This window comes from Streptomyces sp. NPDC043427, assembly GCF_056436655.1.
In genome coordinates, this window is record NZ_JBWKCC010000008.1 from 110834 (window position 1) to 133060 (window position 22227).

Sequence of the window (22227 nt, forward strand, 5' to 3'; positions counted from 1 at the left end):
GGGCGCGGCGCGGCTCGGGCTGATGGCCCTGCCCGTCGCGTTCTTCGGCCTGTTCTTCGCCTACCCGGTCGCCGCGATCGTCGCCCGTGGGCTCGACACCGACGGCGGCTGGCAGTTCGGGCGGCTCGTGGACGTGCTCGGGCAGTCCGACATCCGCCACGTCCTGTGGTTCACCACCTGGCAGGCCCTCGCCTCCACCGCGCTCACCCTGATGATCGCCCTGCCGGGTGCGTACGTCTTCGCCCGCTTCGACTTCCCCGGCAAGCAGGTACTGCGGGCCGTCGTCACCGTCCCCTTCGTGCTGCCGACGGTCGTCGTCGGTACGGCGTTCCTGGCCCTGGTCGGGCGCGGCGGTCTGCTCGACGAGCTGTGGGGCGTACGACTCGACACCACCGTCTGGGCGATCCTGCTCGCGCATGTCTTCTTCAACTACGCGGTCGTCGTACGGACGGTCGGCGGCTTGTGGGCGCAGCTCGACCCATGGCAGGAGGACGCGGCGCGGATGCTGGGGGCGTCGCCCCTGAAGGCCTGGAGAAACGTCACTCTGCCGGCCCTCGCGCCCGCCGTGGCCGCCGCCGCACTGATGGTCTTCCTGTTCACGTTCACCTCCTTCGGTGTGGTGCAGATCCTCGGTGGGCCCACCTTCTCCACGCTGGAGGTGGAGATCTACCGGCAGACCTCCGAGATCTTCGACCTGGCCACCGCCGCCGTTCTCACCCTCGTGCAGTTCGTGGCGGTGGGCGCGATCCTCGCCGTGCACGCCTGGACCGTACGGCGGCGGGAGACCGCGCTGCGGCTGGTGGACGCGTCGGTGACGGCGCGACGGCCGCGCGGGGCCGGGCAGTGGGCGCTGCTGGCCGGCGTCCTGGCCACCGTCGTCGTGCTGCTGGTGCTGCCGCTCGCCGTGCTGGTGCAGCGGTCGCTGGGCGCACCGGACTTCGGCTACTACCGGGCGCTGACGTCGTCGGACGGGGGCGTGTTCCTCGTCCCGCCGATCGACGCGATCGGGAACTCGCTTCAGTACGCCGTCGCCGCCACCGCCATCGCGGTCGTCATCGGCGCACTCGCCGCCGCCGCTCTGACCCGGCGGGACGCGGGCCGGTTCGTACGCGGCTTCGACGCGCTGCTGATGCTGCCGCTCGGTGTCTCCGCGGTGACCGTCGGCTTCGGGTTCCTGATCGCCCTCGACGAGCCTCCGCTGGACCTGCGTGCCTCCTGGATCCTCGTACCGCTCGCCCAGGCGCTGGTGGGCGTGCCGTTCGTCGTACGGACCATGCTGCCGGTGCTGCGGGCGGTCGACGTACGGCTGCGGGAGGCGGCCGCCGTGCTCGGGGCGTCGCCGTGGAAGGTGTGGCGGGAGGTCGACCTGCCGATGGTGCGGCGGGCGCTGCTCGTCGCGGCCGGGTTCGCCTTCGCGGTGTCGTTGGGGGAGTTCGGGGCGACGGTGTTCATCGCGCGGCCCGACAACCCGACGCTTCCGGTCGCCGTGGCGAAGCTGCTCGGGCGGGCCGGTGACCTCAACTACGGTCAGGCGATGGCCCTGTCGACGATTCTGATGCTGGTGTGCGCGGTGGCGCTGCTGATCCTGGAGAGGCTGCTCCCCCAGTCTCGAACAGACTCGACCGGGGGCACCCCCATCGACCGGACCGGGGAGTTCTGATGCTGCTGAGCCTTGAGGGCGCGACCGTGCGGTTCGGGGGGCGGGCCGTGCTCGACGCCGTCGATCTCGGGGTCGCCGAGCACGAGGTCGTCTGTGTGCTCGGGCCGAGCGGCAGCGGCAAGTCGACGCTGCTGCGGGCGGTGGCCGGGCTGCAATCACTGGACGCCGGGCGGGTGTTGCTCGACGGGCGTGACCAGGCGGGGGTGCCCGCGCACCGGCGCGGGGTGGGGCTGATGTTCCAGGACCATCAGCTGTTCCCGCAGCGGGACGTGGGCGGCAATGTGGCGTTCGGGCTGCGGATGCAGGGTGCCTCCCGGGGCGAACGGGACTTGCGTGTAGGGGAGTTGCTCGACCTTGTCGGACTTCCCGGGGCCGCCGGCCGGGCCGTGGCCTCGCTCTCCGGCGGTGAGCAGCAGCGCGTCGCGTTGGCCCGGGCCCTCGCGCCCCGCCCGCGGCTGCTGATGCTGGACGAACCCCTCGGGCAGCTCGACCGGTCGCTGCGGGAGCGGCTCGTCGTCGAACTGAGGGAACTGTTCGGGCGGTTGGGCACCACCGTGCTGGCCGTCACCCACGATCAGGGCGAGGCCTTCGCGCTCGCGGACCGGGTCGTGGTGATGCGGGACGGGCGGATCGCCCAGTCCGGTACGCCTCTTGAGGTGTGGCAGCGGCCGGCCGACGCGTTCGTGGCCCGCTTCCTCGGCTTCGACAACGTGGTTCCGGGGACGGTCGCCGGGGAGGCCGCCGTCACGCCGTGGGGCAAGCTGCCCGTCCCCGACGGCGCCCCGCAGGGGACATGCACGCTGCTCGTACGGCCGGCCGGGGTAAGACTGGTGCCCGCGGACGAGGGCCTGCGCTGCACGGTGACCGCCCGCACCTTCAAGGGCACCCATGTCTCCGTGCGTCTCCAGCCGGAGGAGGCGCCCCGCCTGGAGGCGGCGTGCGCGCTGCGGGCTGCGCCCGAGGTCGGGGACGAGGTGGGTGTGGAGTTCGACGCGGCCGAAATCGTCGTGCTCGACTGAGCGGGGCACCTCTAGGGTGTTACGCATGACCCTCCTCACGCATGACAACCACTGCGACGAAATCGCCCACCAGGTGGGCCGGTTGAGGGCCGTGGTGACCTCCGGCGCCGACCTGTCCGCCACCGTGCCGACCTGCCCCGACTGGTCGCTGGAGGAGTTGGTACGGCACACGGGTGCCGCCCTGCGCTGGGTGGAGTTCATCGTGCGCACCCGGGCGCAGGAGGAGGTCCCGATGGAGAAGGTCCCGCTGTACCGGGGGCCGGAGGCCGAGGGCGATCCCGCCGCGCTGGACGCCTGGCTGGCGGAGACCTGCGAGATGCTCGTCGGCGCGCTGCGGGAGGCCGGGCCCGACACCCAGGTGTGGGGGTGGGCAGGGATCCTCACCACCCACTTCTGGGCCCGCCGTATGACGCATGAGCTCGTCGTGCACGGCGCGGACGCCGCGCTGGCCGCGAAGCAGCCGTACGAGGTCGCGCCGGAGGTGGCCGCCGACGCGCTCGACGAGTGGCTCCAGCTCGTGGAGTTCGTGCAGCGGACCGGGGCCTACGAGGCGGCGCGGGACCTGCCGAGGGACGGGCGCAGCATCCACCTCCACGCGACGGACACGCCTCCCGGGCTGAACGCCGAGTGGGTCGTCGAACTCGCCGAGGACGGGGTCTGCTGGCGGCGCGGTCACGAGAAGGCGACGGTCGCGCTGCGCGGGCCGCTGACCGACGTACTGCTCGCCTTCTACCGCCGACAGCCCCTGGACACCCCCGGGCTGGAAGTCGTCGGGGAACGGGAGCTGCTGGAGTACTGGCTGGAAAGGGTCACCTTCGGCTGAGCGGACGTGCCTGTGGCCCGGCCCCGTGCGGGGCCGGGCCACAGACGCGTGCGGGCCGACGGGTGCCGGCGCCGCTACGGGCGTACGGGGTCAGCGCGTGCTGGCCCCGCGGCGGCGCATGCCGAAGAAGATCGCGCCGCCGCCGATCACGACCAGGGCGGCCGCGACGCCGGCGATCACACCGGTACGGGAGCTCGCGCCGGTCTCGGCGAGGTTCGACTCACCGGCCGCCGGCGAGGGGGCGCTGCTCACGGTGCCCGCGGGGGCGGAGCTGTCGCCCTCCGGGGCCGCCGGGGACGGGGGAACCGTCGGCTCGGCGGCCGGGGCCGACGCGGCGTCCGACGGCGACGCGCTGGTGGCCGACTGCGTCGGCGTGGGGGTCGGGGTGGAGGGCGGGGTGGGAGTCGGGCTCGCGCTTTCCTCGGCCTTGCAAGCGGTGGACGGCGTGGTCAGGTTGGGGGCGATGTCCACGTCGAGGTCCTTGCCGGCCTTGACGTGGATGCGGTAGACGGCGTTGGGCTCCCAGTCCTCCTCGAAGGTGACGGTGACGCCATCACTCGACCCCTTGACCTGCCGCTGGCCGACCTTCTTCACGTCGGCGCCGTTGTTCTCCAGGAAGACCGACACGATGGCCGGGGTGCCCTTGGGGTCCACGTCGGTGACCGTGATGACGCCCTTCGCGCCGTCGCACTTGGCTTCGGCGGAGAACTCGTCGATGGTGCTCGCGAGCGCGCTGCCGGCGGCACTGAGCGCGAGAGCGGACGAGGCGGTGGCGACACCGAGGATGCGCACGGAGCGTGCGACGGTACGGCGGGATATGGACACGTTTGTCCTTTACAGATGCGCAACTGCGGGGGGCTGAGGGGGTGATGACGCCCCGACTGGATGGAACAACACCGCCCCCACGAGTCTCCCAGGTCTATAAGCGTTCCATAAGGAGTGTCAATCCGAGCGCCCCTTTCAAGCCCCCGGTTTTGCCATCTCATTAACCTCCGAGGCGTTTCAGCGCGGCCGGAGCCTCCTCGATCCGGTCGACCAACGCGATGCGGGACTGCATCGACCGCTCCCGTGCCAGCGCCTGCAACAAAGGCCAGGTGGGCAGCCGTTGCGTCCAGTGCGCCCGGTCCACGAGCACCATGGGCGTGGGCTCGCCCCGCGACTCGTAGTAGTTGGGCGTCGCGTTGTCGAAGATCTCCTGTACGGTGCCGGCCGCACCGGGCAGGAAGACGACACCCGCGTTGGAGCGGGCCAACAGGCCGTCCTCGCGGGTCGCGTTGGCGAAGTACTTGGCGATGTGCGTGGCGAACGGGTTCGGCGGCTCGTGGCCGTAGAACCAGGTGGGGATGCCGACCGAGGCACCGCCACCCGGCCAACGCCCGCGCACCTCGAACGCGGTGCGCGCCCAGTCGGAGATCGACGGCGTGAAGGACGGGGACTTGGCGAGAAGCCGCAGCGCGTCGTCGAGCATCCCGTCGTCGAACGGGGCCGCGTACGCGCCGAGGTTCGCCGCCTCCATCGCGCCCGGGCCGCCGCCGGTGGCCACCGTGAAGCCGGAGCGGGCCAGTTCGCGGCCGAGACGCGCGGCACCGGCGTACGCCTCCGTGCCGCGCGCCATGGCGTGGCCGCCCATGACGCCCACCACCCGTGCGCCGACGAGGAGTTCGTCCAGGGCGTCCGACACGGAGTCGTCGTGGACCGCGCGCAGCATGGAGGTGAATATGTCCCGGTCCGCCTTCGTCCGCTGGAACCAGACGTACGCGAGCGCGTCGGGCGTGGACTCGTAGCCGTCCGACAGGGACGCGAACAGCTCGTCGGGGGAGTAGACCCGGCCCCGGTACGGATCGAAGGGCAGGTCCGGGATCGGCGGGAAGACCAGGGCGCCGTCCGCGCGGACCTTCGCCGCCGCGTCCTCGCGCATCGCGCAGCCGAGGAAGACGGCGCCCGCGGTGTCGGTGGTGAGCAGTTCGCGCGTACGGTCCGTCAGATCCACGGCCTGGACACGGAATCCGGTGAGGCTGCCGCGCGCCGAGACGGTCGCGTCGAACTCCTCCAGCGTCTCGATCTCACGGTCGTCGTGGTGGGCCGCATGGGCGGGCATCGTCTGCACCCGCCCATGCTGGCACAGCGGGGCTCAGCCCTCGATGGCCGCCGGGTTCATCCATACGACCTCCCAGGTGTGGCCGTCGAGGTCGTCGAAGGCGCGGCCGTACATGAAGTCCATGTCCTGGACCTTGTCCGACGCGGTGCCGCCGGCGGCGACGGCCTTCTCGACCAGCTCGTCCACCTTCTCGCGGGTCTCAGCGCTCAGACACAGCAGGACCTCGCTGGTCTTGGTGGCGTCCGCGATCTCCTTGCCGGTGAAGGTGGCGTAGAAAGGCTTGGTGAGCAGCATCGCCACGATGGTGTCACTGATCACGACGGAGGCCGCGTTCTCGTCGCTGAACTGCGGGTTGAGCGTGTAGCCCAGCTCCGTGAAGAACTTCTTCGAGGCGTCGAGGTCGTTCACGGGCAGGTTGACGAAGATCATCTGCTGGTACGTCGTGGTCATCGGAGTCTCTCCCGTCGGGCGTGTGCTGTTCGCTGGGGTAGACCGGGGGGTGGGGCGGAACTCATCGGCGGGCGGGGATTTTTTCGGGGTGATTTTTTGGGGCGTCAGCCGGCGAGGGGGAGGGCCGACAGTTCGGCCACGAGCAGGGTGAGTGGGGCGAAGAGGGCCAGGAGGGTGCCGGCGCGCAGGGCCGCGGCGCTGCGGAGCATCGTGGTGGGGGCGCCGAGGCGGAGCAGGGCGGCGGTGGTGTCGGCGCGGGCCTGGCGGGCCTCGATGGCGGCGGTGAGCAGCGTCGCGACCGTGCAGCCCGTCACGAGCAGCGTGCCGAGGGTGGTCAGAGGGCCGAACGCGGGGTCGTCCGGGGTGGAGAGGGCGGCCATCGTGTACGTGCCGGACGCGACCGCGCAGACCACGCCCAGGGGGCGGCCGATACGGGTGGCTTCCGCCATGAGGACACGGCCGGCGAGGAGGCGGAGGGCGCCGGGGCGGGCGGTCTGCAGGAGGCGGCCGCACAGGTGGGTGAGGCCGGGGCCGGCCAGGGCGAGGCCCACGGCGGTCAGGGTCCAGCCGATGAGGATGCTGAGGGGGCCGGAGGGCAGGCCGCCGGGGAGCGTGAGGTGGGTGGTCGCCCTGGTGTGGTTTCCGTACGCCTCCACGGCGAGGCCGGCGGCGAGGGTGGCGATGCCCCACGGGAGGCAGGTGGGGGCGGGACGGGGCGGTGGGGGGCCGTGAGGGTCCGGGTCCGGTGCTTGCGGGGGGCCGTCGTGCGCGGTGGCCGGGGGGTGGGTCGCGCCGCCCGGCGCCGGCGGGGGGCCGTCCTGTGGGACGGGAGCCGCCCCAGCGGCACGATGGCCCGCGGGATGACGGGAGGGGGTGGGAGCCGCGTCGGCGGCGCGGCTGTCCGCGCGGTGGCGGGAAGGTGCGTGGGCGGCGTCGGTTGCGGCGCGGCTGTCCGCGGGACGACGGGAGAGCTCGGAGGGCTCGGGGGCGGTGTCTGGTCTGGGCCTGACTCGGGGGCCCAGGGGCAGGTGAGTGCCGAATCTGGCGTATGTGCCGAAGGTTTCGCGGCTTGAGGTGCGGCTCCGGGTGCCGAAGCGGCCGGAGGTGGGGCGGCGGGTGGGGGTGTCGGGGTGTCGGGGGCGTAGGGAGAGGGCGACAGCGAAAGAAGCCGTGGTGGGGAGGAGGGAGAGGAGGGTCAGGGCCGCCGGGAGGGGGAGGGGGATGTCCGCGGCCAGGAACTCCGCGGCGGCGCCGTCGAAGGGCATGCCCGTGAGGTCGCCTCGCAGGTGGAGGAAGACCAGGAGCGCCAGCATCGAGCCCAGGGTGCAGGAGAGGGCTGTCGTCGTCGCCGCGACGGCCATCAGGCGGGCCGGGCCGAGGCCGATCGCCGCGAGGCCGGGGCGTGGGCGGGTGCCGGGGTCGGTGCGGGCCACGGCGAGGGCGAAGTAGACCGTGGCGGCGAGCGGGACGAGGCACCAGGCCAGGCGGAGCACCGAGCCGCCCGGGTCGTCGGGGTGGCTCATCGCGTAGCCGAGGGTGCACAGCAGAAGGAAGCCCGTGCCCGCCGAAGCCGCGGCCACCAGCAGGCGGCGGAGCTGGACGGCGGGATGGGAGCGGCGGGTCAGGCGGAGAGCGAGCACGAGGCCCGGCCTTCCGTCTCCTTGACCGGCGGCAGGTGCACCGTCCTGACGCACCGCCCGTCGAGCAGGGACACCGTACGGTCGGCGAGGGCCGCGGTCTCCGGGTCGTGGGTCGCGAGCACCACCGTGATGCCGTGCGAGCGGGCCGCCGTCGTCAGGGTGCGCAGGACGTGCGCGCGGTCCGCACGGTGCAGCGGCGCCGTCGGCTCGTCGGCGAACAGCACCGACGGCGCCGGGGCCAGCGCCCGGGCGATGCAGGCCCGTTGGCGCTCGGCCTGCGTCAGCTCGTGCGGCCGCTTGCGGGCCTTGTCGCCGACGTCGAGGCGCTCCAGCCACTCCACGGCGGCGACCTTGGCGCGCCGGCGGCTGGTGCCGCGCAGCATGAGGGGGAGCGCGGCGTTCTCCCAGACGTTCAGCTCCGGCACCAGCACCGGCGTCGTGTCGACCCAGCCGAAGCGGTCGCGGCGCAGCCGCTCACGGGTGAGGGGGCCCATGGTGTGCACGGGGACGCTGTTGAACCAGACCTCGCCGCGCCGGGCCGGCACCAGGCCCGACAGGCACCGCAGCAGCGTCGTCTTGCCGCTGCCCCGCGGGCCGCTGACGGCGAGGATCTCACCGTCGCGGACGCCGAGCGAGACGCCGCTGAGCGCGGGGGAGCCGTCGTCGTGGGTGAAGTGCAGCGACCGTGCCCAGAGCACGTCGTTGTCCGGCGGGGCCACCATGGGCAAACACCTCGTTCAGATCAGAAATGCCGTGCGCGATGCGCGAAATCCCCCGTGCGGGGGAACGAAGGCAGGGCCGATCGGTCACTGGCACGCTAGGCAGCCCATGACAGGCATTCGGACAGCACACGGCCCCGGGTCGCCGTTTCTCACTCGGACGGTCGACACCGGGGCCGGTGTTGATCACAGATTCAGTTGATCAGCTTCGTTGATCAGCCTCGTCGCTCACAGCTTCGTCCACGCCTCCGTCAGCGTCGCGCGCAGGATCTGCTCGATCTCGTCGAACGTTTCCTGGTGGGAGATCAGCGGGGGCGCGAGCTGGACGACCGGGTCGCCGCGGTCGTCGGCACGGCAGTACAGGCCGTTGTCGAAGAGGGCCTTGGACAGGAAGCCGTAGAGGACCCGCTCGGTCTCCTCCGCGTTGAAGGACTCCTTCGTCGCCTTGTCCTTGACGAGCTCGATGCCGTAGAAGAAGCCGTTGCCGCGGACGTCGCCGACGATCGGCAGGTCGTGCAGCTTCTGGAGGGTGGAGAGGAACGCGCCCTCGTTGTCGAGGACGTGCTGGTTCAGGCCCTCGCGCTCGAACAGGTCCAGGTTGGCCAGGCCCACCGCCGCGGAGACCGGGTGGCCGCCGAAGGTGTAGCCGTGCAGGAAGGTGTTGTCGCCCCTGTAGAAGGGCTCGGCCAGCCGGTCGGAGACGATGCAGGCGCCTATGGGGGAGTAGCCCGAGGTCATGCCCTTGGCGCAGGTGATCATGTCCGGGACGTAACCGAACTTGTCGCAGGCGAACATCGTGCCCAGGCGGCCGAAGGCGCAGATGACCTCGTCCGAGACCAGCAGGACGTCGTACTGGTCGCAGATCTCGCGGACGCGCCGGAAGTAGCCGGGCGGGGGCGGGAAGCAGCCGCCCGCGTTCTGGACGGGCTCCAGGAAGACCGCGGCGACGGTGTCCGGGCCCTCGAAGAGGATCTGCTGTTCGATCTGGTCGGCGGCCCAGCGCCCGAAGGCCTCCGGGTCGTCGCCGAAGATCGGCGCGCGGTAGATGTTGGTGTTCGGGACCTTGTGCGCGCCCGGGACCAGCGGCTCGAACGGGGCCTTCAGGCCCGGCAGGCCGGTGATGGACAGGGCGCCCTGCGGGGTGCCGTGGTAGGCGACGGCGCGGGATATGACCTTGTACTTGGTGGGCTTGCCGACGAGCTTGAAGTACTGCTTGGCGAGCTTCCAGGCGGTCTCGACCGCCTCGCCGCCGCCGGTGGTGAAGAAGACCTTGTTCAGGTCGCCCGGGGCGTAGTCCGCGAGCCGCTCCGCGAGCTCCACGGCCTTGGGATGGGCATAGGACCACACCGGGAAGAACGCCAGCTCCTGCGCCTGCTTGAAGGCGGTCTCCGCGAGCTCCGTGCGGCCGTGCCCGGCCTGGACCACGAACAGACCCGCGAGACCGTCGAGGTAGCGCTTGCCCTTGTCGTCGTAGATGTGGGTGCCTTCGCCCCGGACGATGGTGGGGACGGGTGCGTTCTCGTACGAGGACATGCGGGTGAAGTGCATCCACAGGTGGTCGTACGCGGACTTGCTGAGGTCCTTTGTGCTCACGGTTATCGGGTTCCCCACATGTAGGTCTGCTTCTTGAGCTTGAGGTAGACGAAGCTCTCGGTGGAGCGCACGCCGGGCAGGGCCCGGATGCGTTTGTTGATCACGTCCAGCAGGTGGTCGTCGTCCTCGCAGACGATCTCGGCGAGGATGTCGAAGGAGCCCGCGGTCATCACCACGTACTCGACCTCCGCCATGTCGCTCAGCGCGTCCGCGATGGACTCCACGTCGCCCTCGACGTTGATGCCCACCATCGCCTGCCTGCGGAAGCCCACGGTGAGCGGGTCCGTGACGGCGACGATCTGCATCACGCCCTGGTCGAGCAGCTTCTGCACGCGCTGGCGCACGGCGGCCTCGGAGAGGCCGACGGCCTTGCCGATCGCGGCGTACGGCCGGCGGCCGTCCTCCTGGAGCTGCTCGATGATGGCGAGGGAGACGGCGTCCAGGTGGGGGCTGCCGTTTTTTGACTCGCGCCCGGAGTCTCTCTGGTCTGCGCTTCGACTGGCCACGGCCTCACTGTGCACGAGGTCTCGTCGGTTCCGCAAGGTGCGACCGATGAAATTCGTTGTTACGAGCGTGCATCTCTGCGAATTCCGTAGCGGTGGCGCGATCAGGGGTGTTGAAAACGTCGAGGCACGGACTAGGCTGGTGTCTCAGTAACTGGACACCCGACCTTGGAGGGCCGGCAGTGAGCACCGAGCTGCGTCGTCTTCGCAATTACATCGACGGTGAGTTCCGGGACGCCGTCGACGGACGGACCACCGACGTGGTCAACCCGGCGACGGGCGAGGCGTACGCGACCGCGCCGCTGTCCGGGCAGGCGGACGTCGACGCCGCGATGGCGGCCGCCGCCGCGGCCTTCCCCGGCTGGCGCGACACGACCCCGGCGGAGCGGCAGAAGGCGCTGCTGAAGATCGCGGACGCCTTCGAGGAGCGCGCCGAGGAACTCATCGCGGCGGAGGTGGAGAACACGGGCAAGCCGATCGGCCTGACCCGCTCCGAGGAGATCCCGCCGATGGTCGACCAGGTCCGCTTCTTCGCGGGTGCGGCCCGGATGCTCGAGGGCCGTTCGGCCGGCGAGTACATGGAAGGGTTGACCTCGATCGTCCGCCGTGAGCCGGTCGGCGTCTGCGCGCAGGTCGCGCCGTGGAACTACCCGATGATGATGGCCGTGTGGAAGTTCGCCCCGGCGATCGCCGCGGGCAACACCGTCGTGCTGAAGCCGTCGGACACCACCCCCGCGTCCACCGTGCTGATCGCCGACATCGTGGGCTCGATCCTGCCCAAGGGCGTTTTCAACGTCATCACCGGCGACCGCGACACCGGCCGCCTCATGGTCGAGCACCCCACTCCGGCGATGGCGTCCATCACCGGTTCCGTGCGCGCGGGCATGTCCGTCGCCGAGTCGGCGTCGCGGGACCTCAAGCGGGTCCACCTGGAGCTGGGCGGCAAGGCGCCGGTCGTCGTCTTCGACGACACCGACATCGCCAAGGCCGTCGAGGACATCTCCGTGGCGGGCTTCTTCAACGCCGGCCAGGACTGTACGGCGGCGACCCGCGTCCTCGTCCAGGAGGCCATCCACGACGAGTTCGTCGCGGCGCTGGCGAAGGCCGCGTCCGAGACGAAGACCGGGCAGCCGGACGACGAGGACGTGCTCTTCGGCCCGCTGAACAACCCCAACCAGCTCAAGCAGGTCTCCGGTTTCATCGAGCGCCTCCCCGCCCACGCCAAGGTCGAGGCGGGCGGCCACCAGGTCGGCGAGCGCGGCTACTTCTACGCCCCGACCGTCGTCTCCGGCCTCAAGCAGGACGACGAGATCATCCAGAAGGAGGTCTTCGGACCGGTCATCACCGTCCAGTCCTTCTCCGACGAGGAGCAGGCGGTGGCCTGGGCCAACGGCGTCGAGTACGCCCTCGCGTCGTCGGTGTGGACCAGGGACCACGGGCGTGCCATGCGGATGTCCAAGAAGCTGGACTTCGGGTGCGTGTGGATCAACACGCATATTCCGCTGGTTGCGGAGATGCCGCATGGTGGGTTCAAGAAGTCCGGGTACGGCAAGGATCTTTCGGCGTACGGGTTCGATGACTACACGCGGATCAAGCATGTGATGACGTCTTTGGACGTGTAGTCCGGCTGCGGGTCCGTGGGGGCTTGTCGCGCGATTCCCCGCGCCCCTTCGGGGCGCGGGTGTGCGGCATGCTTTCCGGGTGCGCCCCTTGCTGAAGACCTCCCTGCCCCGCCGGTCCCTCCTGCGTGTGCTCGGTGGCGCCGCCGTTCTCGGTGGTCTCGGCGGCTGTGGGGTGCCCGCCGCCTATGTGCCGCCCCGGGAGCGGGCCGCCGTTGATCACTCAGGGGATGAGAAGCGGCTGAACTGGGCGAACTGGCCCCTCTATGTCGACACCGACGACGACAACCCGAACGTGCGGCCCACGCTGGAGGGGTTCGAGGAGCGGAGCGGGATTTCCGTCGACTATGTCGAGGAGATCAACGACAACGACGAGTTCTTCGGCAAGGTCAGCCCCGCGTTGATGAACCATCAGTCGACGGGCCACGACCTGATCGTCATCAGCGACTGGATGTGCGCGCGGTTCGTGCGGCTGGGCTGGGTGCAGGAGATGGACCGGGCGCGGCAGCCGAACGTCACCGAGCACCTCGACCCGCTGTTGCGGTCGCCCGCCTTCGACGCCGGGCGGCGGTTCACGGTGCCGTGGCAGTCCGGGATCACCGGGATCGCGTACAACCGGCGGAAGCTGGGCCGGGAGATACGCCATGTCTCCGACCTGTGGGCGAGCGATCTGAAGGGCCGGGTCACTCTCCTGTCCGGTCTCGACGAGGCGTTCGCGTTGCTGATGCAGGGCAACGGAGTCGACGTCACCCGGTGGACGGCCGACGACTTCCACGCCGTGTGCGACCAGGTGGCCGCGCAGGTGAGCACGGGGCAGATCCGCCGCTTCACCGGCAACGACTACACCAAGGACCTGGTCAGCGGTGATGTGCTGGCGTGCCAGGCCTACTCGGGTGACGTGATCCAACTCCAGGCGGACAACCCCGACATCCGCTTCGTCGTGCCCGAGGAGGGTGCGGAGCTGTGGTCGGACTCGCTGATGATCCCGAATCTGGCCCGCCACAAGGCGAACGCCGAACGGCTCGTCGACTACTACTACGAGCCCGAGGTCGCGGCCGGACTCGCGGCCTGGGTGAACTACGTGTGCCCCGTCCCGGCGGCCCGCGAGGTCCTGGCCGCCTCCGACGACGAGGACACGGCCGCCCTCGCCGACAACCCGCTGATCTTCCCGGACACGACGATGCGTGAACGCCTCGCGATCGCACGGGACATCACGGGCGCGGAGCGGCTGGAGTTCGCGAAGCGGTGGAACGCGATCGTGGGGTTGTGACTCCGCTGGTCGGAGAGCGCGACGCTCTCCAGCGGGCCCCGTCCCCCGCCTGGCCCGACGCCAGTTCCACCACCGTCACGTCCGAAGGTGCCCCGACCCGGGCCGGCGGGCCCCACGCGCCTCCCCGCCCCTGACCGAGGGCACGCCGGTGTGCGTCATCGCGGTCGCCGACCAGGGCCCGGGCTGCCGGAGAAGGAGGCCGAGCGGGCTCGCCCACGGCACCGGCCCCGCCTGACAGCCCTTTCCGACCGGCACGGCACGGACTGGCCGGCCTTCGTGGAGTGCTCACCCGAACACCGGCCCGGCGCTCGCTACTTGAGCGCCGCCTGCGCGATCCGCGTTGCCACCGGGTTCATGCCCTCACCCTTCGCGTCCGTGGAGTTGACGGAGTAGACGAGGGTTCGGCTCAGGTCGCGGGTGGCGCCGAGCATGGTGCTGTAGCCGTAGCGGGCGCCGGTCTTGAGCCAGTAGACGGTGCCCTTGTACTCGTAGCGCATCAGTCCGGCGGTCATCGTCGCTCCTTTGATGTCCGGCGGGAGCGTGAACATCTCGCGCAGCTGGGGCTCGGGAACGAGGTCGCCGCGGAACAGGCGCGTCAGCAGCCGCTCCAGATCGGCGGTCGTGGAGATCATGCCGCCCGCCGCCTCGTCGGCGGGGATCCAGTCGGTCACGTCGACGAACTCGGTCGTGCCGTCGGGGCGCTGCACCGCCTGGTACCCGTGGTGGTGCGGGCCCTTGATGCGGGCGTCGGTGCCGGGAAAGAAGGTGTGGTGCATTCCGGCGGGACCAAAGACGCGCCGCGCGGCCTCCGAGGCGTACGAGTGGCCGGTCACCTTCTCGATCAGCAGGCCCAGGACCGTGTAGTTGATGTTGAGGTAGTGCTGCTGGGCCCCCGGGGCGAACTCCGGGCCCTTCGCCGCCGCGGAGGCCACGACCGCCGGCGGGGTCCGGTACTCGAAGCGGTGCTCGTACAGCTCCTCGAAGGAGTTCCCGAGGCCGTCCCCGGGCTGGATGCCGCTGGTGTGGTTCAGCAGCTGCCGCACGGTGATCGGCTGGAAGCCCTCGCCGAGCAGACCGGGGAGATACCGCTGGACCGGCGCGTTCAGGTCGACCCGGCGCTCCGCGGCGAGCTGCAGGACGACGGCCGCCGTCACCACCTTCGTCGTCGAGCCGGCCCGGAAGCGTGCGTCGGGGTCGGCCGGGCGGCCGCTCTCCAGGTCGTGCACCCCCGCGCTGCCGTGCCAGCGGCCGCCGGTGCCGCCGACCCGGACGAGGGCCGCGGTCGCGTCCTTGTCCGGCAGCCCCTTCAGCGCGGCGCGCAGGGCCTCGCGGTCCAGTGCGTCCGTGCCCTGCACGGCGGTCCGGGGCGACGCCGACGCGGCGAACGCGGGGGCGGCGAGCGGGCCCGCCGAGAGGGCGAGGACGAGGGAGGCGGCGAGGACGGTGGTGCGGCTGCGTGCGTGCATCAACTGCTCCTGAGGAGGTCGGTGGAGGAATCGTGATCACCCTCCGGCCGTACGTCGCCGCGCGGATCGTCGCCGAGTAGGGTGCGCGCCCCTGGGTGAGCCCCGATCAAATGCCATGTGAGTCAAGGGGGTTGTCAGGGAGGCCCCCTACGGAGGCGAAAAAGTGTTATCGGCGCGGCCTTCACCCCGTCTCCTCACTGTGATGCCGGACATAGCCAACATCCCAGGTCGGCCTGAGAGGGTGCGTGCAGAAAAGTAGGGACATCAGCCACCGCACCAGCCACCGAAAGGGCCCCGTGGACACGCACGCCTGGCGCTCGACCATCGCCGCCGCGCAGGCCGGCGACCGGCAGGCGCTGGACGAGCTGGTCGAGGGCTGGCTCCCGCTCGTCTACAACATCGTCGGACGCGCCCTGAACGGTCACGCGGACGTCGACGACGTCGTCCAGGAGACGATGCTGCGGGCCGTCGACAACCTCGGTTCGCTGCGCGACCCGGACAGCTTCCGCTCGTGGCTGGTCGCGATCGCCATGCGGCAGATCCGGGACCGGGCCCGCCGCAGGACGCCCGACCGTCTGGAGGGGTCCGGGGCACAGGACGCCGCCGACTTCGCCGAACTCACCGTGCTGCGGCTCCAGCTGGAGGGGCAGCGGCGCGAGGTCGCGGAGGCGGTGCGCTGGCTGGACGACGAGGACCGGCAGCTGTTGTCGCTGTGGTGGCTGGAGGTCGCGGGCGAACTCACCCGGCGCGAGCTCGCCGCGGCCGTCGGGATCAGCCGGCAGCACGCCGCCGTACGCGTCCAGCGCATGAAGGAGCGCCTGGAGACCTCCCGCGGCATCGTGCGGGCCTTCGACGGCGCCTGCCCCGACCTCCGCGAGCTGACCGCCCGCTGGAACGGGCGGCCCGAATCGGTGTGGCGCAAACGGTTGGCCCGGCACATCCGGCGCTGCGGCCACTGCGGGGACACGCGGGAGTCGGTCGTACCGGCGGAGCGCCTGCTCGTCGGGATCGCGCTCGTCCCGGTCCCGGTCGGCTTCACCCTCTCGTTCGCCCTCGGCGGCAAGACGGCAGCGGCCGCCACCGCCGCCGGCACCTCGGCCGGCTGGTCCGCCAAGGTGCTGAGCGCGCTGACCAAGCCGGCCGTGGCGATGACCGCGGGCGCCACCATCGTGACGGGCGGCGCCTACGTCGTCGTACAGACCCCGGACGATCCGCCGCCCCGGGCCGCCGCCTCGCCCACGGCGGCGACCACCCCAGGACCGCCGTCGTCGCCCACCCCCCCGCCCAAGCCCTCGGCGTCACCGTCCCCCTCGCAGTCGCAGTCGCAGTCGCAGCCGCCCTCCACGGCACCGTCGAAGAAGGCCGACGTCTACGGCAGTGTCGTCGACGCGGTCGACCGGGCACCCGACCCGAACGCGAAGCCCGCGGCCCTGCCACACCGGCCGGAGACCGGCGTCACCAGCACCGGCGGCGCGCACGCCACCATGAACCACCGCGGCGACAACGTGACGCTCAGCGGCAAGGGCTACGTCCTCGTCCGCTGGCAGATCTCGCCGCAGTACCGGGCCGGCGGCCTGGTCATGCCGACCTGGACCGGCCTGAAGGGCAAGCTCTTCCACGTGGCCTCGGGCGGCGGCCGTCGCATGGACGACCCCGTCAGCAGCACCGACCCCTCCGCCACCGGCATGGGCAACTCGACCGTCGGCTACGCCGTCCCGCCCTCCGGCACCCAGCAGATGTGGCAGAACGAGTACTTCTACGTCGACGGCAGCGTCACCCTCACCGTGAACGAGCGGGGCGCCGACTACGGCCTGAGCGTCTTCCCCACGACCTGGGACAACGCGGAAAAGGACGTGCTGACCGGTCCCCCCGAGGGCGCCAGGCGCTACGGCCTCGTCCGCGACACCGGCGACGACGGCACCCCCGTGCCGCAGTACGTCACCCGTGCGACCCCGGCCGACCCGGCGACGGTGCCTCAGCGCTCGCGCGTGTAGCGGTCCTGGGCGGCCATCACCTCGTCCCCGTGGTCGTGCGCCCACACGCCGAAGGCTTCGATCGGCGCGATCAACGTCCGCCCCAGCTCGGTGAGTTCGTACTCCACACGCGGCGGCGACCCGCCGTACGCCCGCCGTGCGAGGAGCCCGTTGAACTCCAGTCGGCGCAGGGTCTGCGTCAGCACCTTCGGGCTGATCCCGCCGATGTGTGCCTGCAGCTCGCCGGGGCGCCTGGGGCCGTCCTTGAGGGCCCAGACCACCACGGGGTTCCAGGTGTTGGAGACGAGGTCGAAGGCGAGCCGGGTCCGGCAGTCGGCGAGGAACGTGTGGTCGATGGTCACTTACCGAATGGTGCCCGAGCGGCTTCCTAGTGTCGTGCGTGTCGTGCGGAACGTGCGGCACGGACTGGGGAGGCACGGATGCGCATAGGGATTCTCGGCACCGGTGGGATGGCGGACGCGCTGGGGACGCAGTGGCGGCGGGCGGGACACGAGGTCCTCGCAGGCGGCCGCCGCTCGGGCGGGCTGCGGGAGGCGGCGGAGTTCGGGACGGACGCGGTGCTGCTGGCGGTGCCGTACGAGGCCGTGGTCGACGTGGTCGCCGACCTCGCGGACGTGCTGTGCGGGCGGGTGCTGATCGACTGCACCAACCCCGTGGGCCCGGGCTTCCGCCTGCTCACCTCCGGCGGGCCCGCCGCGGCCGAACGCATCGCCGCCGCCGCGCCCAGCGCACACGTGGTGAAGGCCTTCAACCTCTGCCACGAGGACGTCTGGCGGCTCACCCCTCCCGTCTTCGACGGCCGGCCCCTGGCGGTACCGCTCTGCGGCGACGACCAGGGAGCGCTGTCGGTCGTACGCCACCTCGTCCGCGACCTCGGCTGCGAGCCCCTGGACGCGGGCGGCCTGGACCGGGCGGGCCTGGTGGAGGCGACGGCCGCATTGCTCATCGGACTGTGGGTGGGCGAGACGGCGGACGCCCAGGCGATCGCACCGCCGCTCTCCTTCGCGGTGCCGCGCGCCTAGGGCGCGACACGCGCTAGGTGTATTGACCCGCAGCGTTGTTCACGCGGCTGATCGCGCGGGCCGGGCCCCGTGTCTGCGGCGTGATCCACACGACAGGTCCTAGAGGTCCCGCAGTGCAAGGAGTACGTCGACGCGGTTGGTCGTGATCGAGTCGACGCCCATGTCCAGCAGGCGGCGCAGGGAGCGGCGGGTGTCCGGCGTCCAGACGGAGAGAAGGTGACCGTCGTGGTGGACGCGTTCGGTGAGGGTGCGGTCGACCAGCGTGAAGCGGTAGTTGAGCCAGCGGGGCCGTATCGCGGCGAGCAGCGCGGGTCGCGGTGGGGCCAGGGTCGTCCAGGTGAGGGCGATCTCGGCGGACGGGTCGGCGGCGCGGACGGCGAGCATGGCGGGGGCGCCGGCGCAGTAGTACACGCGGTCCTGCGCGCCGCTCTCGCGGATGACGTCCACGACCCGGCGGGCCGCCCGCACATCCGGCGTGCCCGGCAGGTCGAGCATCACCCGGCTGCCGTCGGTCGCCGCCAGCGCCTCCGCCAGCGTCGGCACCCCGCCCTCCGTCAGCTCGTGCACCTCGGCCGCCGACAGCGACAACAGCGGACGGTCCCGCTCCCACAGCCGCTTCAGCGTCTCGTCGTGCAGCAGCACCGGCACGCCGTCCCGGGTGAGCCGTACGTCGATCTCGACCGCGTCCGCGCCCCGTTCGAGCGCGGAACGCAGCGAGTCGACGGTGTTCTCACGGACGCGGTAGGGGTCGCCGCGGTGGGCCACGGCAGTCACGTTCTGCATGGGCCCCATTGTGGTGGTGGTCAGGAGGCGAGCCATCCGGAGGTGTAGGTCTTGATCTCGTCCTTGATACGGGACTTGCCGGCCGCGTCGAGGAACGACGCCTCCACCGCGTTGCCGGCGAGGTCCGCCAGGCCCCGCTCGTCGAGGTCGAGGAGGCGGGCGGCGACCGCGTACTCGTTGTTGAGGTCGGTGCCGAACATCGGCGGGTCGTCGGAGTTGATGGTGACCAGGATCCCGGCGCGCGTGAACTCCTTGATCGGGTGCTCGTCGAGGATGCGGACCGCGCGCGTGGCGATGTTGGAGGTCGGGCACACCTCCAGCGCGATCCGGTGCTCGGCGAGGTGCGCGAGGAGCTTCTCGTCCTGAGCGGAGCTCGTGCCGTGCCCGATGCGCTCGGCCCGCAGGTGGGTGAGGGCGTCCCACACCGTCTCCGGGCCGGTCGTCTCACCCGCGTGCGGCACCGAACGCAGCCCCGCCGCGATGGCCCGGTCGAAGTACGGCTTGAACTGCGGGCGCGGTACGCCGATCTCGGGCCCGCCCAGCCCGAAGGAGACCAGCCCCTCGGGGCGCAGGCGGTCGTCGGTGGCGAGCCGGGTCGTCTCCTCGGCGGCCTCCAGACCGGCCTCGCCGGGGATGTCGAAGCACCAGCGCAGCACGGTCCCGAACTCGGCCTCGGCCGCCTTGCGCGCGTCCTCGATCGCGTCCATGAAGGCCGCCTCGTCGATACCGCGCCGGGTGGAGGAGAACGGGGTGATGGTCAGCTCCGCGTACCGCACCTGCTGGCGGGCCAGGTCCCGGGCCACCTCGTAGGTCAGCAGCCGCACGTCCTCGGGGGTGCGGATCAGGTCGACGACGGACAGGTACACGTCGATGAAGTGGGCGAAGTCCGTGAAGGTGAAGTAGTCGACCAGGGCCTCGGGGTCGGTGGGGACCTTGGAGTCGGGGTGGCGGGCGGCGAGCTCGGCGACGATGCGGGGGGAGGCGGATCCCACGTGGTGGACGTGCAGTTCGGCCTTCGGCAGTCCGGCGATGAAGGCGTTCAGGTCACGCGGGGTCTGAGGGTCGACGAGGTGCTCGGTCAAGGGTGCCTCCCCGGGCAGGGCGCCGGGCACGTGTGGCGGTGCGGCGCGGGTGATCGGCTGATCGGTTGCAGGGTCATCGTAGGCCGGGGGCGAGGGGGCGAGGGGGCGAGGGGGCGAGGGGGCGAGGGGGCGAGGGGGCGAGGGGGCGAGGGGGCGAGGGGGCGAGGGGGCGAGACGGCGAGAGGGCGAGAGGGCGAGACGGCGAGACGGCGAGACGGCGAGACGGCGAGACGGCGAGAGGGCGAGGGGGCGAGAGGGCGAGAGGGCGAGACGGCGAGACGGCGAGAGGGTGAGACGGCGAGGGGGCGAGAGGGTGAGACGGCGAGGGGATGCGGTGGCGGGTGTGGAACCTCGCGGTGAGGTGCGGTCGTCCCGAGCAGTGAGGTGCGGTCGTCCCCGGGCGGTGAGGTGCGGTGGGACCAGGCATTCGAGCGTGTGTGGTGAGGCCGTAGCATGGCGGGACGATCGACAAGGGGGACGGACATGACAGACGCAGCGCAGCCGAGCGGGGATGCCGGGGGCGGTCACGACCCCTGGGCGCCGCCCGAGAGCAGGCCGTCCCTGAGCAAGGACCAGACGCCCGGCGCCCCGCAGCCGCCGTCCGTGCACGACCAGGCGACGATGGCCGCCCTGCCGACCGACGGTTTCGCCGCCCCTGGCCCCACCTCGGCCAACTACGCCCCGCCCGGCTACCCTCCGCCCGGTGCGACGCCTCCCGTCGGCGGCCCCGGCCCCGGCGTGCCGCCCCCGCCCGTCGCCCCCACGGGTCCCGCCACCTCCGGCGGATACGGCTACCCCGGCTACCCGCAGGGCTACGGCTGGTCCGGGATGCCGATGGCCCCGCAGAACGGCATGGGCCTCGCCGCGATGGTGCTGGGCATCCTGTCCTGCTGCCTGTTCTGCCTGTACGGCGTGGTCTCGCTCGTGCTCGGCATCCTCGCCGTGGTCTTCGGGGTCAAGGGCCGCCGCAAGGCTGAGCGCGGCGAGGCCAACAACCACGGCCAGGCCCAGGCGGGCCTGATCATGGGCGTCATCGGCATCGTCCTCGGTGTCGCCGTGATCGTCCTGCTGGCGATCGGGATCACGGCTGCGATCAACGACGATTCGAACTACGACGACGATGACTACTACGGCGCCTTCCAGCCCGCCGTGTCGGTGTCCGCACCCGTGAACCGCTGAGTACCGGCGGGTACCTTCGCAAGCTCCCCAAACGCTTTCCCCCGCGGTGAGCTGGGCCACTACGATGCTGGCTGTCAACGAGGGGAGAGCAGTTCATGTCTGACACCAATCCCGGCCCCGGTGGGTTCGGACCGCCGTCCCAGCCGCCGGCGGGGGGATACGCCTATCCGCAGCCCGGCCAGCAGCCCACCCCGGGCTACGGCTATCCGAACCAGGGTCCGTCCTACCCGGCCGCGCCTCCGGTTGGCTACCCGCAGGCGCCCGGCTACGGGATGCACCCGCAGCCGAGTAACGGTATGGGCACCACCGGACTGGTGCTGGGCATCATCGGCGTGGTGTGCAGCGTGACCTTCTTCCTGTGGTTCTTCGGGGTCATCCTCGGGATCCTGGCGATCATCTTCGGCGCAGTCGGCCGGGGGAAGGCCAACCGCGGGGAGGCGACGAACAAGGGCGCGGCGACCGCGGGGCTCGTCTGCGGCATCGTGGCCACGGTGATCCTGCCGCTGCTGGGGCTGCTGCTCTTCGCGAGCGTCATGAGCATGGCCTGACCTGCGCCCACGCGCGTATGTCAGCGGAGGGCCGGCCCATGGGCCGGCCCTTTCTCATGCCACCTGGCTCCGCAACCGCTCCCGCGCCTCCATCAGCGCGAACCCCAGCAGGTTCGGCCCCCGCCAGTGCTCGGGGTTTCCGGCACGCTCGTCGTCCGCGGCGAGCCCGATGCCCCACACCCGGTCCAGCGGGCTGGCCTCGACCAGCACCCGGCCGCCCGTCCCCAGCAGGAACTCCCGCAGGTCCGCGTGCGCGGCGAACTTGTGGACGCTGCCCTCGACGACGATCCCGAACCGCTCCCGCTCCCACACGGACTCGTCGAAGCCCCGCACCAGCCGCCCGGCCTTCTTGGCGACCGCGGGGCTCGCGGCGGCGACGGCTTGCCGCTGCGCCTCGGCATCCCCGAACAGCCGCGCCTTCGAGGCCATCATCCAGTGCTCCGCCGTCGCGTACTCCACCCCGTCCACCGTGAACGGCGACGGCCACCACTGGCTCAGGCAGCTCGCGCCCACCCGCCCGTCGGGCCGCGGCCGGTGCCCCCAGAAATGGAGGTACTTGACCCTCGCCCCCGCGCGGACCTCCCCGAGCAGGGTGTCCCAAGAATCGATCTTTCCCATGCCGGCGAGTCTGGCACGCACCACTGACACTCCGTCCTTTCTTTTCCGTGCCGACTCGACACCTGGTCGACAGATTCCGTCGCGTAACCAAAAGGCAACAACGGAATCCCTTGTTGCAGTGGCACGGCTCTGTCAGGATCG

21 protein-coding genes are annotated in these 22227 nt (G+C 71.5%); 9 read left to right on the forward strand and 12 right to left on the reverse strand.

Annotated elements, in window-relative coordinates; all coding sequences use genetic code 11:
- Window positions 1–22 precede the first annotated feature (22 nt).
- From AC067M_RS16340 to AC067M_RS16350, 3 genes are read left to right on the forward strand one after another with little or no spacing between them, the layout of a single operon-like run.
- On the forward strand, window positions 23–1660 hold the full coding sequence (locus AC067M_RS16340; RefSeq protein WP_478697770.1) for an ABC transporter permease: 1638 nt from the start codon (window positions 23–25) through the stop codon (window positions 1658–1660).
- Window positions 1660–2679: an ABC transporter ATP-binding protein gene (locus tag AC067M_RS16345; protein ID WP_478697655.1), complete on the forward strand. Its 1020-nt coding sequence runs from the start codon at window positions 1660–1662 to the stop codon at window positions 2677–2679. The genes AC067M_RS16340 and AC067M_RS16345 overlap by 1 nt, the downstream gene beginning before the upstream one ends.
- Before the next feature lie 25 nt (window positions 2680–2704).
- Complete coding sequence (locus tag AC067M_RS16350; RefSeq protein WP_478697656.1) at window positions 2705–3502, forward strand: maleylpyruvate isomerase family mycothiol-dependent enzyme; 798 nt, start codon at window positions 2705–2707, stop codon at window positions 3500–3502.
- 90 nt (window positions 3503–3592) lie between these two features.
- On the opposite strand, the gene AC067M_RS16355 is transcribed toward AC067M_RS16350, so the two are convergent.
- The 7 genes from AC067M_RS16355 to AC067M_RS16385 all read right to left on the reverse strand — a co-directional run bounded on the left by AC067M_RS16355 (window position 3593) and on the right by AC067M_RS16385 (window position 10523).
- On the reverse strand, window positions 3593–4327 hold the full coding sequence (locus AC067M_RS16355; RefSeq protein WP_478697657.1) for an LAETG motif-containing sortase-dependent surface protein: 735 nt from the start codon (window positions 4325–4327) through the stop codon (window positions 3593–3595).
- 160 nt (window positions 4328–4487) lie between these two features.
- Window positions 4488–5609: an LOG family protein gene (locus AC067M_RS16360; RefSeq protein ID WP_478697658.1), complete on the reverse strand. Its 1122-nt coding sequence runs from the start codon at window positions 5607–5609 to the stop codon at window positions 4488–4490.
- Between the two features lie 24 nt (window positions 5610–5633).
- The gene (locus tag AC067M_RS16365; protein ID WP_478697659.1) at window positions 5634–6050 is read right to left on the reverse strand and encodes a VOC family protein; all 417 of its coding nucleotides are present in this window, start codon (window positions 6048–6050) and stop codon (window positions 5634–5636) included.
- 104 nt (window positions 6051–6154) lie between these two features.
- Window positions 6155–7690, reverse strand: a complete 1536-nt coding sequence (locus tag AC067M_RS16370) for a hypothetical protein (protein ID WP_478697660.1) — start codon at window positions 7688–7690, stop codon at window positions 6155–6157.
- On the reverse strand, window positions 7672–8412 hold the full coding sequence (locus AC067M_RS16375; protein WP_478697661.1) for an ABC transporter ATP-binding protein: 741 nt from the start codon (window positions 8410–8412) through the stop codon (window positions 7672–7674). Before AC067M_RS16375 ends, AC067M_RS16370 begins: the two co-directional genes overlap by 19 nt.
- 225 nt (window positions 8413–8637) lie before the next feature.
- On the reverse strand, window positions 8638–10002 hold the full coding sequence (locus AC067M_RS16380; RefSeq protein WP_478697662.1) for an aspartate aminotransferase family protein: 1365 nt from the start codon (window positions 10000–10002) through the stop codon (window positions 8638–8640).
- Window positions 10003–10004: 2 nt separating this feature from the next.
- Window positions 10005–10523, reverse strand: coding sequence for an Lrp/AsnC family transcriptional regulator (locus AC067M_RS16385; protein WP_478697663.1), 519 nt, complete (start codon window positions 10521–10523; stop codon window positions 10005–10007).
- Between the two features lie 164 nt (window positions 10524–10687).
- Here AC067M_RS16385 and AC067M_RS16390 point away from each other — a divergent pair, with 164 nt between their 5' ends.
- On the forward strand, window positions 10688–12127 hold the full coding sequence (locus tag AC067M_RS16390) for a gamma-aminobutyraldehyde dehydrogenase (RefSeq protein ID WP_478697664.1): 1440 nt from the start codon (window positions 10688–10690) through the stop codon (window positions 12125–12127).
- Window positions 12128–12215: 88 nt separating this feature from the next.
- On the forward strand, window positions 12216–13394 hold the full coding sequence (locus AC067M_RS16395) for a polyamine ABC transporter substrate-binding protein (protein ID WP_478697665.1): 1179 nt from the start codon (window positions 12216–12218) through the stop codon (window positions 13392–13394).
- A gap of 311 nt (window positions 13395–13705) precedes the next feature.
- Here the strand turns inward: AC067M_RS16395 and AC067M_RS16400 are convergent, their stop codons facing one another.
- Window positions 13706–14860 (reverse strand): serine hydrolase domain-containing protein, encoded by a 1155-nt coding sequence (locus AC067M_RS16400; RefSeq protein WP_478697666.1) that lies wholly within the window; start codon window positions 14858–14860, stop codon window positions 13706–13708.
- Between the two features lie 296 nt (window positions 14861–15156).
- Here AC067M_RS16400 and AC067M_RS16405 point away from each other — a divergent pair, with 296 nt between their 5' ends.
- Window positions 15157–16854, forward strand: a complete 1698-nt coding sequence (locus AC067M_RS16405; protein WP_478697667.1) for a sigma-70 family RNA polymerase sigma factor — start codon at window positions 15157–15159, stop codon at window positions 16852–16854.
- On the opposite strand, the gene AC067M_RS16410 is transcribed toward AC067M_RS16405, so the two are convergent.
- A complete protein-coding gene (locus AC067M_RS16410) occupies window positions 16836–17195 on the reverse strand; it encodes a winged helix-turn-helix transcriptional regulator (RefSeq protein ID WP_478697668.1) in 360 nt (119 codons plus the stop codon). The genes AC067M_RS16405 and AC067M_RS16410 overlap by 19 nt on opposite strands.
- A gap of 78 nt (window positions 17196–17273) precedes the next feature.
- On the opposite strand from AC067M_RS16410, the gene AC067M_RS16415 reads away from it, so the two are divergent.
- Window positions 17274–17876 (forward strand): NADPH-dependent F420 reductase, encoded by a 603-nt coding sequence (locus tag AC067M_RS16415; protein WP_478697669.1) that lies wholly within the window; start codon window positions 17274–17276, stop codon window positions 17874–17876.
- Between the two features lie 99 nt (window positions 17877–17975).
- Here AC067M_RS16415 and AC067M_RS16420 read toward each other — a convergent pair whose 3' ends face one another.
- Complete coding sequence (locus AC067M_RS16420; protein ID WP_478697670.1) at window positions 17976–18659, reverse strand: glycerophosphodiester phosphodiesterase; 684 nt, start codon at window positions 18657–18659, stop codon at window positions 17976–17978.
- A 20-nt stretch (window positions 18660–18679) separates the two neighbouring features.
- The gene (locus AC067M_RS16425; protein WP_478697671.1) at window positions 18680–19771 is read right to left on the reverse strand and encodes an adenosine deaminase; all 1092 of its coding nucleotides are present in this window, start codon (window positions 19769–19771) and stop codon (window positions 18680–18682) included.
- Window positions 19772–20224: 453 nt separating this feature from the next.
- Here AC067M_RS16425 and AC067M_RS16430 point away from each other — a divergent pair, with 453 nt between their 5' ends.
- Entirely contained in the window at window positions 20225–20920 is a 696-nt protein-coding gene (locus AC067M_RS16430) for a DUF4190 domain-containing protein (RefSeq protein WP_478697672.1), read from the forward strand.
- 95 nt (window positions 20921–21015) lie between these two features.
- Entirely contained in the window at window positions 21016–21468 is a 453-nt protein-coding gene (locus AC067M_RS16435; RefSeq protein ID WP_478697673.1) for a DUF4190 domain-containing protein, read from the forward strand.
- A gap of 54 nt (window positions 21469–21522) precedes the next feature.
- Here AC067M_RS16435 and AC067M_RS16440 read toward each other — a convergent pair whose 3' ends face one another.
- Window positions 21523–22086, reverse strand: coding sequence for an NADAR family protein (locus AC067M_RS16440; RefSeq protein WP_478697674.1), 564 nt, complete (start codon window positions 22084–22086; stop codon window positions 21523–21525).
- Window positions 22087–22227 lie beyond the last annotated feature (141 nt).

Coding starts and splice junctions, on each gene's coding strand:
- AC067M_RS16340 (WP_478697770.1), top strand. CDS start 23: ATGGCCCTGCCCGTCGCGTTCTTCGGCCTGTTCTTCGCCTACCCGGTC.
- AC067M_RS16345 (WP_478697655.1), top strand. CDS start 1,660: ATGCTGCTGAGCCTTGAGGGCGCGACCGTGCGGTTCGGGGGGCGGGCC.
- AC067M_RS16350 (WP_478697656.1), top strand. CDS start 2,705: ATGACCCTCCTCACGCATGACAACCACTGCGACGAAATCGCCCACCAG.
- AC067M_RS16365 (WP_478697659.1), bottom strand. CDS start 6,050: ATGACCACGACGTACCAGCAGATGATCTTCGTCAACCTGCCCGTGAAC.
- AC067M_RS16375 (WP_478697661.1), bottom strand. CDS start 8,412: ATGGTGGCCCCGCCGGACAACGACGTGCTCTGGGCACGGTCGCTGCAC.
- AC067M_RS16400 (WP_478697666.1), bottom strand. CDS start 14,860: ATGCACGCACGCAGCCGCACCACCGTCCTCGCCGCCTCCCTCGTCCTC.
- AC067M_RS16415 (WP_478697669.1), top strand. CDS start 17,274: ATGCGCATAGGGATTCTCGGCACCGGTGGGATGGCGGACGCGCTGGGG.
- AC067M_RS16420 (WP_478697670.1), bottom strand. CDS start 18,659: ATGCAGAACGTGACTGCCGTGGCCCACCGCGGCGACCCCTACCGCGTC.
- AC067M_RS16430 (WP_478697672.1), top strand. CDS start 20,225: ATGACAGACGCAGCGCAGCCGAGCGGGGATGCCGGGGGCGGTCACGAC.
- AC067M_RS16435 (WP_478697673.1), top strand. CDS start 21,016: ATGTCTGACACCAATCCCGGCCCCGGTGGGTTCGGACCGCCGTCCCAG.
- AC067M_RS16440 (WP_478697674.1), bottom strand. CDS start 22,086: ATGGGAAAGATCGATTCTTGGGACACCCTGCTCGGGGAGGTCCGCGCG.